The organism is Halomicronema hongdechloris C2206, from assembly GCF_002075285.3.
GTDB lineage: Bacteria > Cyanobacteriota > Cyanobacteriia > Phormidesmidales > Phormidesmidaceae > Halomicronema_B > Halomicronema_B hongdechloris.
In genome coordinates this window covers 1,147,780-1,161,315 of sequence record NZ_CP021983.2, presented here as the reverse complement: position 1 = coordinate 1,161,315, position 13,536 = coordinate 1,147,780, and the positions used below count along the sequence as shown (strand labels likewise).

The following is a 13,536-nucleotide window of genomic DNA, read 5'->3' as shown; positions in this document are numbered from 1 at the left end:
CCCATGCCCTTCGATCGTCAGCTTGTCTCGTCAGGCACCCCCTGGGAAACGTCTGTGGGCTATGCCCGGGCGGTGCGTATCGGTCCCCATGTCTGGGTGTCGGGAACTACTGCTACCGATGCTCAAGGTGGGATAGTAGCGCCAGGAGATGGCTATGGCCAGACGCTGCGAATCCTCAGCAATGTGGAGCAGGCTCTGATGCAGGTGGGGGCCGCCCTCACTGATGTGGTGCGCACCCGACTCTATGTGACAGATATTGCTCAGTGGCAGGCGATTGGGCAGGCCCATGGTGAGGTCTTTGGTCAAATCCGTCCGGCAGCCACCATGGTTGAAGTCTCTCGCCTGATTACCCCGGAAATGGTGGTGGAAATAGAGGTGGATGCCTTTATTCAGAGGGCCGTGGAAGCTCTGTGAGGCCGCCTAGGACTCTGCCGCAGAAATAGCTGTTTCTGTAGACTCGCCTGCTTAAACATCGTGGGTGTGGCCTGGGCCAATTGACCTATGCTACTGATAGGCTCTTGCTGCAGAGCTCTTTCCATCGCTGCGGCCTATTGCTGCGGCCATCAGATGCCCATGTCTATGCTTTTGGTTGAACCGGCTGCTATTCAGCACTTGCAGGCATTGCTGTTAGGTCCTGATGCCTTGACTCATCAGTTTGGCCTTGCGATCGCACCCGACATTAACCTATCGACTACGGCACTGGCATTTTCCCTGCGGCACCTGGTGGAAGGCAAGGTCTGGCCCCGCTGGTGGACTCATTTATTCATTCTCAACGACAGCCGTCTGGTCATCGGCTATGGCGGCTATAAGGGCAACCCTGACGCCGACGGCATTGTCGAAATTGGCTATGCCATTGCCCCCAGCTATCAACGGCAGGGGTTTGCCACTCAAGCGGCCCGTATTCTCATGGAACGGGCCTTTGCCGCCCAGGTGACCTGCGTACAGGCCCATACGCTGCCCCAAGAAAATCCGTCTACCCGGGTATTGCGAAAACTGGGCATGGCCAGGGTTGCCAGCTTAGAGCATCCCGAAGACGGTGCCATCTGGCGGTGGGAGCGGCGAGATCCCTTGCCCTTGATCCGCTCTGCCATACCAGCCGATGCCGAGGCCATTCATCAACTGGTCATGGCCGTGATTATTCGGGATTTGCACCCAGAACTCTCGAGCGAAGGACAGCAAACCCTAGCCCGAATCATTACCCCAGACTCTCTGCGCCAACGGTTGCAGCGAGGGGCCAAGATCTGGGTGGCGGAAGAGGCGGAGAACTTGGTCGGGGTGATCGAGGTGACGCCCCAACAGCACATTAAGCTATTCTTCGTGGCCAGCCACCGCCGCCATCGCGGCATCGGACGTCTGTTATTCGAAATGGTGAAGCACCATACTACTGGGCCGATTACGGTCAATTCCTCTGCCTATGCCTTGCCCGTCTATCGCCGCCTAGGGTTTCTGCAGCATGGCCCGATCACGAGCCACCACGGCATCACCTTCTATCCCCTGCGATATCCCCGTTGAGTCAGAGGGAGCGCTCACACGCTCTTGATAATGCAAGGTGGCAATGACCACCCACTCTAGCAAGAGGGCCTGCACCACCTTTCCAGGGTTTCCACCACAATAATAGTGAGCGGCTATGCAAATCCGCGCTGGACTTCATATTGCGCGTCCTTGAAGCGATCTTTGCGATCGGGCGACATCAGTTTGAGCTGGCCAAAGTTATAAAATCCGTACCCTTGAGCCATTTCCTGATCCAAACTAAAGTTGAGAATCGATTGAAAATCTCGCTCAACGCAGACACTGACCGTCTGTTGCGTGAGTGAATACAGGCATGAATAGACGGTTAACTCGGTAGAGACGGTTTCAACCAAGGCCATTACCTCCTTTACATGGATGACGCTCGGCAAGGCACGCTGGAGCGTCGCAAATCTGTCACAGACGACGTTATCCCTGAGGGATAGCGGGAAATTGGTAATAGCAGCGAACGGGATGGCATCTAGCCTTTTCAGGACTGTTTGCTCTTGACCTGCGATGACGCAAAACTCACCGTGTCGATCCACGATGAAATACTGTAGTCTGACATATGGTTCAACGCCGTGGGGGACAATCTCAGCCTGATCCAAGATCGCAACGGCTTGCGGTGTGGTGGCGGCTCGTTCCAGTACAAATCGCATGGCCCCAAACTCGTCCAACCGAATCGGATAGTCGTTGTGTTTTCTAGGTGAAAAGTTGTCGGCATGAATACCGGTCATACCCATGAACAGTCCTTGGGAATTCATCCCCTCAAGGGGGCGATCGCTGCCGAACTGTTCAATCAGAAACAGGCCGTAGGTTGTTAGACCATATAGCCGAGTCGGTGGCACAAAGTGAAGATTGTCGCCCAACTGTATCCAGTCGAAATTACGACCGACAATGACTTGTCCATCTAGAATTCGGGAGAAAATTGAGCACATCAATCAAGTCCAGAAATAAGTTCAGTGAGTGTCGTGCGCCTATTGCGTAGGGGTACGATCCCAAAAAAGAACGCTATCATCACTAACCATCTACGAGGCAAAGTCTTTCTAAGGCTTTGAAGGAAAAAGGAGAGGATAAAAAAGCGAAAGATAATCTCTTCAGAAATCCCGGCAATTAAAGATCGATTGGCAGCATGTAGCGGACTTTGCCAACTCATCACACTGGATAAACGACTCATTTGCCATAGCAGAATATTAATGATCGCAAAGGGAAGACTCAGGGCAACGCCAATGAGCGCCGAGCGGATTAACTTCTGGAGAGAAAATGCCACAAGGCTGGATCGAACACGCCGCCGATTTTGCGTCAGCAAACAGGTGGCCACAAAGCAGAGAAAAATAATTGTGGTTTGCGACCAAATGCCTAAAGGAAGAATACCCCACACTTGATAAGATGCCAGCAGATTGATCGCCGCATACAGTAATCCAACCCAAATATAGTGTTGTTTTACCTTGTTGATTTTCCAGAGGAAAACTAAAAAAGCCCAAAGGCCGATACCATATTGACTCCAGCTCCAGGCGCGATTCACAAACTGGTTATCACCTCGATTAAGAGTAACTTCTATCGAGGTGATATAAATTATCAGAAAAGCAGCGATAAAAAGTGCGGGGATCAGCAGGTTCTGTAAACGGGTTGCTGCTCTCATGGTCTATCTTTCATCAGAATTTTCTGCCTTGTAATCGTCAGCGACAGCATTAGCAGGATGACAAAAATCAGATTGTCAACGGCGTTGGCATAGAACTTGAATACAAAGGAAACCCAGTTTTCAATGCCAGGTGTTGTCGAGAGCTATGGATACCCCCTAAGTGACTAGTAAGACAGCTAATCAGGGTGGATAGGTATCTCTCAAGTGAAACACAGGATCAGACGGAAATGATGCCTAAAACTCCCAATATTGCAACAATAAATCCGACTACTCCAAGGAGTCCCAGATACTTTAGCTCTTCTCTCAGATAGCGAAAAGCACTAAAGAAAGAAAAGAACGTGAAATAGAAGAGTAATGGCGGTGCATCTTGGGCAAAGGCTAGAAACCCCAGAAATCCTAAAAAACCTAAAAAACCGATCCAGAATTTTTTTCGCTGTGGATTGCTCATAGTTTTAAACCCGAGTATTGTTGAGGTGTACATTGGGTGATTCAAAGTCGAAAGGTTTTCATCACAGCGGTGGGGTCTCGTTCTGAGACAGCGGCAGGCATTTTGTCAGCGGGACGAGGCGCGATCGCCTGATCAGGAATCTGCGGTGGCCCATAGGACGTATCTCTGAGGGTCAACTGAAGTGGCTGGGCGGACTGCACCGTCAGGATTAAGTCAATGCCATCGGGGGGAAGGTTGTAGTAACTAAAGGCGAGATGATCGCGCGCTTCCAGTGGAAACGGGGCCAGGTCCATTTCCTGACCATTCACCGTTGCTGCCGTAATCACGCCGCCAGCCGCTATCTCTCCATGCAAATTTACTGCTTGCCGAGGTGAGGTCAGACGCAGATGAAGCCTGCGATCGCGTCCACTCACTGTATCGCTGAGCAGCTCAACATCGGGGGCTGCCAAGGGGACAATGGGGGCTGGGGCTTGAAAGGCTTGGGTTCGCATCCCCAGAAATGTTTCGTATGCTGTCTTCGGCGTTTGAGCTGGAAAAAATTGTGCGGTCCAATCATCCAACTGAGCATCTTCACTGACCCAGGTGGCTTCACCCGAATCGACATTCAATTCGTAGGCAATGAGATTGGGTCTGGGATGATCGGCATCGAAGCCAGAGGTCGCCGTGGCAACGCTGAAGATCAGGCCGCTGGCAAGCAGCAAGAGTCCTGGCAGCAGCCAGCGACGGCTCCAATCACTTCGAGATGGCCGCAGGGCCTGACGCGGATTTGCTGTCAGCACCTCCACATGGGGAATCAGGAGACCCATCAGCAGCACCACGAAGATCAGCGAGAGGGCCAGAAAGGGGAGCGGACTCGCGTATTCAAATCGCAGCATCCAGGCCAGGTTGGGGGTCACCATGGCAGGCAGCAGCAAGAGCGTCCCCGGCAGGGCGGCCAAGGTCAGCGCCAGAATATGCACCCAGGAGCCCAGCCGAAATCTCGGGTCAAGCAGCTGCCAACCCAGCAGCAGCAGACTAAACAGCAAGGGGAAGGTAAACAGGTAGCTGATATCCGGTGTCTGGGCACTGGTGAGCAGCATCAAACCATCCCAGACGAGTAAGGCTCCTGCTATGCGATTACTCAGGCTCAGTTTTTTCTGCAGCCAGAGCTGAGCGATCGCCATCAGGGCTACGGTAAAGCACACCAACCCTACGAAATAATGCAAGGTGCGATAGTGACCCACCATCGTCACCTGCAGGTTGCTGTTGGCGGTTTTGATGCCCCACCAGAGCAAAGCTGCTAGCAGCACAGCGGCGATCGCGCTGATGCCAAATACGATCGCGCCCACCAGCAGTCCTTTGAGGGACAACTGCCGACGTCGTAACCCCAGCCCAACTACGCCCAAATACAGCAGGCTCACCGCCGCTGCCAGTGGCATCGCCCAGGCTGTCGAATAGTACACGACAACCTTCGGCAAAACGTTGAAATAAACCGCACTCTGGGATTTTGTGTTGGAGGTTTGCAGCGTTGTGAGATCTTGATTGCCAAAATACTGCACTAGGGCCAGCGCGTAGGACCCCTGGTGTTGCAGGCTACGGCGATCGAAGGTTTGAACATTGTCCAGCTTTGTATGATAACCAGTAGTGTTGCCTGCCAAAGCAAAGCCGAGTCCAGCACTCCCCCGATCCATGAATTCTTCTAGATCGCAGCCACCCCGCAGCATCGGCAACCAATGCAGAAATGCCGATGCGAAGGAATGGGCCACCGGATGAGGCGAGGCACTAACGAAGCCTGCAATTAGACGTTGGTTGTTGTGGTTAGTGCTGTATAAGACGCTAGGTCCCTGGTTACCTGTGGCCTCAAAATTAATGGCCAGCCGCACATCTTGGTTCCAGGGATGTTGGGTGACAAAGGCATGTGCCCCCAGATCGCCAGTCTCTTCGGCATCGGCGAAGACAAAAATCACGTCATTCTGGAGTGGCGGACCTGCCCGCAGCGCTCGCAAGGTCTCTAGCAGGGTTGCCACGCAACCGCCGCAATCCGCTGCGCCAGGCGCTGTCGGGCCGGAGTCGTAATGCCCATCCAGAGCGATCGCTCCCGTGCTGGCCGTTCCCGCTAGGCGCACCAACACATTCTGGACAGTACCGACCTCAAAACGGGTTGCCCCTGGCCATCGTTGCACCACCGTCGTGCTCTGGACTTCTGGCTCCAAGCCGAGGGCTGCGATGGCATCGATCAGATGTTCCCGCGCGGCAGTGTGTCCTGGTGACCCAGCATAGCGGGATTGGTGGGCGATCGCTTCTAAATGGGGCATAGCCCGCTGAGCAGAAAACTGGGTGGGGGTCGCGCTCGCAGACAATGGGGCTGGCGGCACTAATTGAGCCAGCGCCAGGATCACACTTAGCACCAGTAACGCGACCAGCACAAACCCTCTCCCAACCCTAGAACTGGGTCTGGATAGCCGAGGCCACCATTTTGGGAATCGCATAAACCTATCTCCCTGTCAATCAAGTATCAGTCAACTGGACTCAAGAGGAGAGGTGCCCGCCTCGTTTTTTCCGAGACACCAGCCATGGCATGGCGGCAAACACACCGAGCATCAGAATATAGATAGTGCCTGACACCGGGTCGCGATTTGCTAAATACTCAGCGATCGATAATCCCCACAGTTGAAGTACGGCCCCAAACTCAGCGATTAGCAAGAATCCCAGCGCTACCAGCCCCATGCATAACCTCGTCCATAATCCGGGTGGAACAGACAGCCGTCGAACCACCCAGAGTGCCGCCAGAATAATGGCGATTAGCATAAAGGGCATTTCCATCAGTTCACCAACTCTGGTGCCAAAGCGAGGAACCGCCCAAAGCACCCGAATAGGCCCCAATATGAAGCCGACTGCAAACACGATCGCAAAGTAGAGCAGTCCTGATTTTAAGATCAGCCATTGCGGTTGTGTCTCAGAGGAGCCTGGGACTGGCGGGGCGTGGGTAAGCTTGAATTTTTCTTGGGTGTTTTCTTCAAGATTCATATCCATAGCGGCATAGATCCCTAAGCTGGCTACCCCTCCACGCTACAAACGACTTGTGAGGAAGTTATTAAGGCAATCAATTGGATAGGACAGCACTAACAAGGCAGTGCCGTGGGAAACAGGTGCTTTTCACTCTGACGGCGGGGCATATTTTGCGGCCACTTCAGCACCACTGAACAAGGCTTCGGTGCAGCATACGGAGCAACGACAAGCCGACGCAATTTGTGCCAACCCATTCACCATAAACCTGGTATCAGTCGGTAGCGCACTTTCCGCATGTAAGCTTCATAGCCTGGAAGTTCTTTTTGCAGGGTTCGATCCTCCAGGGCGGTGCGGAGGATCAGACACAGCGTAGAAAGCATAGCTGGAATAAACGCCCACCACGAGCCTAGGAGCAAGGGAGTCGCCAGCACTAACCCCAGCATCGTAGCAATATAGCCGGGATGGCGAACGATGCCATAGGGGCCAGACTGAATCACTTGATGGTTGCGATCGCGTTGTATTCTCACCGTTGATTTTCGTCCCTTTACCAAACTGCCCCCGTCTCCTCATCAGTTCGGGATTTTTGCGCCATAGATACGGTGCGCTAATCATTCGGCCAATAATCAGAAGCCCGATAAAGGCCCATCCTCTGACCCAATCCCATCGCCCAACCAGCCAAAAGACGCCGATGAAGACCAGCGCGGTCACCAACCCTCCTACAATCTTTACTCTCTTCATATGCTCTCCCAAAATAATGCGTCAAGGCATCAGTCTGTATTGCTTTCTACATAAAGCTTTCGTAACCCCCTGAACGGTTAAGCCACGCCGAGTCTTGCTTTTCTCTTCTCAAGCCACTCATTTAAAGTCGTCGTTGGCGCACCTAAAGAGTGGTTGGCTTCGGTTGGATCGCCTCCTTCGCCGACCTTTTCAAAATAGGACATCAATTGGCCTACAACATCAAGTTCTTGGTTGCGTGTGATAACCGCCAGCACCTTAACAAACCAGAAGGGCAGGGTGGACACCTTCTTGATATCAGGATGAAACACAGAACAGTAGCGCTTTAATGCCTCGTGCATAGTCATCGCCTCTAACCTTCAGCATTCTGCACAATATTGAAACCGCCACTGGCAACCCCCCAGCGGCTCGGGCATCATGGCAGTAGGCCCGCGATGCCTACCTGGCCTATCGGCAGCAGGGGGATTATGCGCAGTATTACGGTGGAAGCTGGTAGCCACGTTCTGGATCTGCTGGCTCAGCAGCAGGTCGATGAAGTCCAGTCACTGTTTGACGGGCTGACAAAGGCCCCAGAAATACCAGACTCCCGCAAGCAACTCATCCAGGCAGTGGTTGCCATCCTCAATGGCTCTCGCGACGCGGCCCTGGCCGATGACTCCGCCCTCGATTACGACGACGCGGCAGAGGTATTATTTTTGATCGAGCGGCTAGGTTCGACTCCGCTCACCCAGTGTGGGTCAATCCTAGGGCAACCCACGGGCTTACAGTAGTTCTCGGATGGATACACTACGCGCGTAAAATCCATAAGCCCCCTAGAGAGAGTCATTCCATGGCCTTTACCCTTAGTCAAGTCGTTCCCTGGGGACGCTCCTTTGACGAATACGTGGCGATGTTTAATTTGTCCCCCCAGGACTTGCAGGGGCGTCTCCTCGGCTGTGGCGATGGCCCTGCCGCCTTTAACGGTGAGCTGACTCGGCGGGGTGGACGGGTAATTTCGGTGGATCCCCTTTATCACTTCGATGTGGAGGCCATTTGCGATCGCATCCAGACCTGCTTCGACCAAGTGCTAGAGGGCGTGCGCCAAAACGCCCAGGAGTTTGTCTGGGATACCCTAGGTTCTCCAGAGGAGCTAGGGCGGGTGCGCCTAGCAGCCATGGACCAATTTCTAGCCGACTATACCGCTGGTAAAGCTGCTGGCCGCTACCTCACCGCCAGTCTCCCCCAGTTGCCCTTTGCCGATCAGAGCTTCGATCTGGCCCTGTGCTCCCACCTGCTGTTTCTCTACAGCCCCCAATTCGACCTCGACTTCCACCTAGCCTCTCTACGGGAACTGCGACGGGTAGCCCGGGAAGTCCGCATCTTTCCCCTGCTGGAGCTGGGCAGTTGTCCCTCCCGTTACCTAGCCCCGGTCCTGGCCACCCTCAAGGCAGAAGGCTACCAGCTGCAGCGCCACCCCGTCGCCTACGAATTTCAACGGGGCGGCAATGAAATGCTGCGAATGACCTAACCGGACAAGTTGTGCCCTGTGAGACCTATGAGCGCGGCTCGATAACTGGGCAGTGCAGTGGCCCATAGCCATCTGCTAGTCAGGGGTTGCATTGGTACCCGTGACCCCTAGGGTCTGGATCGTCAGTAGTTGGGGCGGGGTGGAATCGGGCGGATAGAGCAAATCTACCTGAACCAGACGCACCTCTGCCGAGGCCAGGGTCAGTGTGATCAGGGGCGGTCCCTGCTGCCCCCGACGTTGCACTAGATGCAGATAGCGAATCTGCTGCGTCCCCTGGTCATTGGTATAGATCAGCCGTACCGGCCCCCGAAAAAAGAGCTGCGGTCCCGGAGATTCCAGGAACCGAGGTCCCGCTTGCGAGAGAGTGTCTTCTTTCAAGGCCGTGTCCAGGGCCACGGTCACGGTTTGGGGCTGTTCCGTCGGATTGTGCAGCGGCAGAGCCAGATTGTAGTGCACTCCATAGTTGCCATGGGCCTCATAGGCGGTGTCAGGATAGCGCACCAGCATCTCGCCGCTCTGGCTCTGGCCAGTGCCCATGCGGCCGGCATAGAGGGTGCTGATGCCATAGGAGAACGTCTGTCCTGCCGCCGGAATGGCCAGCAAGTTGGTGCCCTCGTCGGTGAGGCGGGCCTGCCATTGGGAGCCCTGGGCCACCCCGGCGACCCGGCCATAGATCACCGGCCCAGCAGTAGCACTAAGGGGAGTGGGGATGCGATCGCGGGGACCCGCTAATCCCTGGGTCATTAGCAGCGTTTGCCACTCCAGCAGGGTCGGAGCCCGTTCCTGGCCATACCAGGTAATCGGGGCATAGCGAGCCAAACTAGCCACATGCAGCGCTCCACTACTGCGCAACTGCATCAGAGTAGAGCGGCCATTAATAGGAGGTTCCAGAGTCCGCACCGGAATCGGCTGATTAAACAGCAGCTCGCTTTGGCCCGGCGGAATGATCTGCTGAGGCGGCAACTCCGGCAATCGCTGTTGCCGCAGAACATCCAGCATCACCCGACTACCCGGTCCGGCAAACACTGGTGCCCAGGGAGCAAATTCCACTAACTCCGGCAGGGGCACAAAGGGCGCATCTGGCTGGCTCAAGTAGCTGGCAGCAGTCAGAATGTCCAAGATGACTGGGGCATTGCTGGGATTATGGGCCAAGATTCCCAGATAGAGACTGGTAACCTCTCCCGGGGCTGGAGCCCGGGCCACGTGGTGAGCAAAGATATCGAAGCGACCGCTCAATGGAAAATCTAAGTGAGCCTCGGGCACGGCCATATCCTGGGAGGGAAAAGTGGACAGTAAAATCCCCGGTTCCTCTACCAGCTCAGGACTATTGCTATTAAAAACGGGGACCGTATCTAACTGCCCGGGTAGGGGGCGTACCGCTTGCGGGCGAATGATTTCTGCGGCAGGAGTGGCTTGAGCCAACATCACCGCAGACAGCCAAGCTAGCATCCTAGGCCACCTTAGAGAGCGCCGTTGACCCGGCCATTGAAACCATAGACCTGACGTTGTCCCGCCAGAGGAACCAGCGTCACCTCGCGCTCATCTCCCGGCTCGAAGCGGACAGCTGTCCCTGCCGGAATATCGAGCCGCATGCCCTTGGCCTGGTCGCGGTCAAATCTCAAGGCGTCATTGACCTCATAGAAGTGAAAGTGAGATCCCACCTGAATCGGTCGATCCCCGGTATTGGCCACCGATAGTACTCGGGTGGGTCGGCCTGGGTTCAGTTCAATCTCCCCTTCAGCTGGTATCAATTCCCCTGGAATCATTTCAAGCCTCCCAATTGGCTAATCAAATCTCGACGCATTTGGTTGAGTTCCTGCTCCACCCGGTGCTGGGTCTGCTGGAGCTCCTGGTGTAGCCCAGTCGGTTGGGGTTGGTCTTGCAGATGGGTTACTGCCATCAGGTGAGCCGTCTTCAGGGCCAATTCGGCGGGGACTTTCACATCAGGTACTACACCGGTATCGTTCCAATTGTCGCCAGTAACCGGATTGATGGCCCGCCCCATGGGCAAAAATATCCAAAAGTGGTCGGTGAGTCGATAGCCTCGGCCGGGATTGGCTCCTCCCTGGGTCGTTTCCCCCACGATGGTGGCCCGTTGACGGGCCTGCAGATTGTAGGCACATTCCTCTGCTGCTGAGAAAGTGTCTGGGCTGGTCAGCACATACACTGGCGGTTGACCATAACGAGGTCCTGGCACATAGGGCAGAGTCCACCACTGCTGAATCGTGTCTCCATCCCGCCAGTAGAGATCATTGAGATGTAGGGGGGGATAGGCTGGAAATAGATAGCTGCACAGGAGGGTGACTAGTCCAGGGGAGCCGCCGCGATTGTGGCGCAAATCGATGATCAGGGCGTCTGTGTGGGCCAAAAAAGTCATGGCCGCTGCTAAGGTGTCTCCGGCAAACTCGGGCGGCTCAAATCCATATAGCTCTAAATAGCCCACATTGCCAGGCAGTCGCTCCACTCGATTAATATCAAAATTACGGCGTTGGCTCAGCTGCTGCTGCTGGGCCAGGTCTGCCGAATCGGGCTCGGCGTCAGGCTCAATTTCAGGTAAAGGAGCTGGGCTGTAGTGTAGTCGCAGTTGCTGATCTCGGCTCAGGGTCTGCAACTGTAGGGTGAGGGTATGAGCTAGTTGTTCGGCCCCAAGAATATCCCCATAGCCATCGGTCTCCAAGCGTTGGCGCAACTCCTGTTGCAACTGAGCAGCCGTCTCGGGGAATACGTAATGCTCCAATGCCCCGATCAGTTGGGTCAACAGCTGCTGCCGCATGGCAGGGGTGAGGGGATGATCGATGGGATCGGGACGATCAGTCATGGTCAACGGATCGGGTCATGGACGGTGACCAGCTTGGTGCCATCGGGAAAGGTAGCTTCCACCTGCACATCATGGATCATGTCGGCCACGCCGTCCATGACGTCATTACGACTTAGGAGAGTAGTGCCGTAGGCCATCAGGTCAGCGACGGTACGACCCTCTCTAGCCCCCTCCAGAATAGCGGCTGAAATATAGGCGACGGCTTCGGGGTGGTTCAGCTTCAGGCCTCGATCTTTGCGACGTTCCGCTAGAAGGGCGGCGGTGAAGACGAGGAGCTTATCTTTTTCCTGCGGGGTCAGTTGCATGAAGAGAAACGCCGGGTGCGTGATCAGAGAAGCATCTGCTGAGAGACTTATACCATAGCGGTCGGGATTAAAGGGGTACTTAGGCTCCCAAAATCTCCAGGGGCAGTCTTCTCGACCAGGATGCTTTCTCTCTCCCCTCAGTAAACTGAAGCATCAGGCATCATACCCGCCAGAGCTCTGTGACTATCTCGAACAGCACTATCATCGCTCTGACTAACATGACCAGCACTCCCGGCAGCAGCGCATGTCACACCATCAATGCCCTTTAGCGCCGTAACATGAGGCTTGCGAACAGTATCGTTAGCGATGTAGACAACGTTGCTAATCGAGGATCTGATCCGACCTAGACCTATTAGCCGACTGCCTTGACTGTTTATCGAGCATCACTACGACAAAAATCAGCACAGTCAATAGCCCCTTCAGACATGGCAATGTCAGGGTGAAGGGTGCATTTTAAGCGATAATCTCCCGTAAAGAACTTACATTTCGAGCAGGGAATAGCGTGATGATGAGCCGTGTATCTGATGACATCGCGCAGCGTTACCCAGAGTCTCCAACCAATTAATGCTAATACTGCCCAGGGGGCTAGCAACTGACCTAACCTAAAAGCTGGCTGAAATATCTCCAGGTCTGAGGCTACGGAAGACAAAAGAGGCATGATCTCAACAGTTTCTGCAATATCAACGCTCCCCCCAGTGATAGCTTTAGTGTGCAGAGAAACCACTAGCTACCAGGGGGAAGCTATGTCAAATTAGGAAATCTCCCAGGCGGGAGAATTAGGAGGGTTGAGTCGATAGCGCATAGCTCCCAAAGGGGCTAATGCGAGACTATCCATCAATGAGGATTGTTTAATAATAATCAGATAATCTGAAGAAGTCAGGAAGCTGAACTAGGGATTACAGGGGGGTTTTACGGGGAGCTATAGTGATCGGTGTGACAGGCATTGGCAGGCAACTTGCCGGTGGTATTTGCCAATTATCTCGGGTTAAATCTGGAGAAATTTGGTGGTTTATGGTTCCAGTTTCTATATTTTTTACTTCAATAAAAGAAGGGATAATTCTCTATGAATTCCCTATAAAAACTCAGAAATTCGATCCGATAAACTATAGGGATCATAGGGTTTTGTAATCACAGCGACGATATCAAGCTGATTGAATTGCCGCTGCTCACTGGAACGAGCCTTTGCAGTCAAGAGGATGATAGGGATTTGAGCGGTTTGAGAATTTTCTCGCAGCTTTTGGAGGGTAGCTAGGCCATCCATACCCGGCATCATTACATCTAGGAGAATGATGTCAGGTTTTTCTTCAGCGGCTTTGATCAATCCCTCATATCCAGAACTTGCCACACTGACTTCCCATTCCCCGATGATTTCTAGGCACATCTGGGTTGATTCTCGGATGTCAGCCTCATCGTCGATGATAAGAATGTGTTTTTTGTCCATGAATAAATGCCGAGATAAACAGCAAGAAAATCGTTGGAAGTTTATAGCTGGATATGAATTATCTACTGATTGTTATTTCGGCGTGACGTTGATGGAGTTGGAGATATAAATGACTTCTATATTAATGCCCTAGTGTTCTGTTAGAG

General features: G+C 53.9%; 16 protein-coding genes. 4 read left to right on the top strand and 12 right to left on the bottom strand.

The window, feature by feature from the left end:
• Positions 1 to 3: 3 nt before the first annotated feature.
• Entirely contained in the window at positions 4 to 414 is a 411-nt protein-coding gene (locus tag XM38_RS05365) for a RidA family protein (protein ID WP_080806200.1), read from the top strand.
• 159 nt (positions 415 to 573) lie between these two features.
• Positions 574 to 1,512 (top strand): GNAT family N-acetyltransferase, encoded by a 939-nt coding sequence (locus tag XM38_RS05360; protein WP_187329289.1) that lies wholly within the window; start codon positions 574 to 576, stop codon positions 1,510 to 1,512.
• Between the two features lie 113 nt (positions 1,513 to 1,625).
• Here XM38_RS05360 and XM38_RS05355 read toward each other — a convergent pair whose 3' ends face one another.
• The 7 genes from XM38_RS05355 to XM38_RS05325 form a co-directional block, all read right to left on the bottom strand.
• Positions 1,626 to 2,444, bottom strand: coding sequence for a carcinine hydrolase/isopenicillin-N N-acyltransferase family protein (locus XM38_RS05355; protein WP_080806203.1), 819 nt, complete (start codon positions 2,442 to 2,444; stop codon positions 1,626 to 1,628).
• A complete protein-coding gene (locus XM38_RS05350; protein WP_080806205.1) occupies positions 2,444 to 3,148 on the bottom strand; it encodes a hypothetical protein in 705 nt (234 codons plus the stop codon). The genes XM38_RS05355 and XM38_RS05350 overlap by 1 nt, the downstream gene beginning before the upstream one ends.
• 217 nt (positions 3,149 to 3,365) lie before the next feature.
• Positions 3,366 to 3,596 carry a DUF3796 domain-containing protein gene (locus tag XM38_RS05345; protein WP_088431530.1) on the bottom strand — a complete coding sequence of 77 codons (231 nt, stop codon included), beginning with the start codon at positions 3,594 to 3,596 and terminating at the stop codon, positions 3,366 to 3,368.
• 41 nt (positions 3,597 to 3,637) lie between these two features.
• Positions 3,638 to 6,001, bottom strand: coding sequence for a M20/M25/M40 family metallo-hydrolase (locus XM38_RS05340; RefSeq protein ID WP_187329288.1), 2,364 nt, complete (start codon positions 5,999 to 6,001; stop codon positions 3,638 to 3,640).
• Positions 6,002 to 6,104: 103 nt separating this feature from the next.
• Positions 6,105 to 6,608, bottom strand: a complete 504-nt coding sequence (locus tag XM38_RS05335) for a hypothetical protein (RefSeq protein ID WP_225889191.1) — start codon at positions 6,606 to 6,608, stop codon at positions 6,105 to 6,107.
• A gap of 230 nt (positions 6,609 to 6,838) precedes the next feature.
• Positions 6,839 to 7,135 carry a methyltransferase family protein gene (locus tag XM38_RS05330; RefSeq protein ID WP_080806210.1) on the bottom strand — a complete coding sequence of 99 codons (297 nt, stop codon included), beginning with the start codon at positions 7,133 to 7,135 and terminating at the stop codon, positions 6,839 to 6,841.
• Positions 7,136 to 7,399: 264 nt separating this feature from the next.
• Positions 7,400 to 7,660, bottom strand: a complete 261-nt coding sequence (locus XM38_RS05325) for a hypothetical protein (RefSeq protein ID WP_080806212.1) — start codon at positions 7,658 to 7,660, stop codon at positions 7,400 to 7,402.
• A gap of 126 nt (positions 7,661 to 7,786) precedes the next feature.
• On the opposite strand from XM38_RS05325, the gene XM38_RS05320 reads away from it, so the two are divergent.
• Both XM38_RS05320 and XM38_RS05315 read left to right on the top strand, forming a co-directional pair.
• Positions 7,787 to 8,089 carry a hypothetical protein gene (locus tag XM38_RS05320; protein WP_187329287.1) on the top strand — a complete coding sequence of 101 codons (303 nt, stop codon included), beginning with the start codon at positions 7,787 to 7,789 and terminating at the stop codon, positions 8,087 to 8,089.
• A gap of 59 nt (positions 8,090 to 8,148) precedes the next feature.
• Positions 8,149 to 8,826, top strand: coding sequence for a methyltransferase domain-containing protein (locus tag XM38_RS05315; protein ID WP_088429280.1), 678 nt, complete (start codon positions 8,149 to 8,151; stop codon positions 8,824 to 8,826).
• Positions 8,827 to 8,901: 75 nt separating this feature from the next.
• On the opposite strand, the gene XM38_RS05310 is transcribed toward XM38_RS05315, so the two are convergent.
• The 5 genes from XM38_RS05310 to XM38_RS05285 form a co-directional block, all read right to left on the bottom strand.
• On the bottom strand, positions 8,902 to 10,275 hold the full coding sequence (locus tag XM38_RS05310; RefSeq protein ID WP_080806420.1) for a DUF3370 domain-containing protein: 1,374 nt from the start codon (positions 10,273 to 10,275) through the stop codon (positions 8,902 to 8,904).
• 11 nt (positions 10,276 to 10,286) lie between these two features.
• Positions 10,287 to 10,592 carry an urease subunit beta gene (locus tag XM38_RS05305; protein ID WP_080806417.1) on the bottom strand — a complete coding sequence of 102 codons (306 nt, stop codon included), beginning with the start codon at positions 10,590 to 10,592 and terminating at the stop codon, positions 10,287 to 10,289.
• Positions 10,589 to 11,644, bottom strand: a complete 1,056-nt coding sequence (locus tag XM38_RS05300) for a S41 family peptidase (RefSeq protein WP_080806415.1) — start codon at positions 11,642 to 11,644, stop codon at positions 10,589 to 10,591. The genes XM38_RS05305 and XM38_RS05300 overlap by 4 nt, the downstream gene beginning before the upstream one ends.
• 2 nt (positions 11,645 to 11,646) lie before the next feature.
• Positions 11,647 to 11,949, bottom strand: a complete 303-nt coding sequence (locus tag XM38_RS05295) for an urease subunit gamma (protein ID WP_080806413.1) — start codon at positions 11,947 to 11,949, stop codon at positions 11,647 to 11,649.
• A gap of 1,072 nt (positions 11,950 to 13,021) precedes the next feature.
• On the bottom strand, positions 13,022 to 13,390 hold the full coding sequence (locus XM38_RS05285; protein WP_080806410.1) for a response regulator: 369 nt from the start codon (positions 13,388 to 13,390) through the stop codon (positions 13,022 to 13,024).
• Between the last annotated feature and the right edge of the window lie 146 nt (positions 13,391 to 13,536).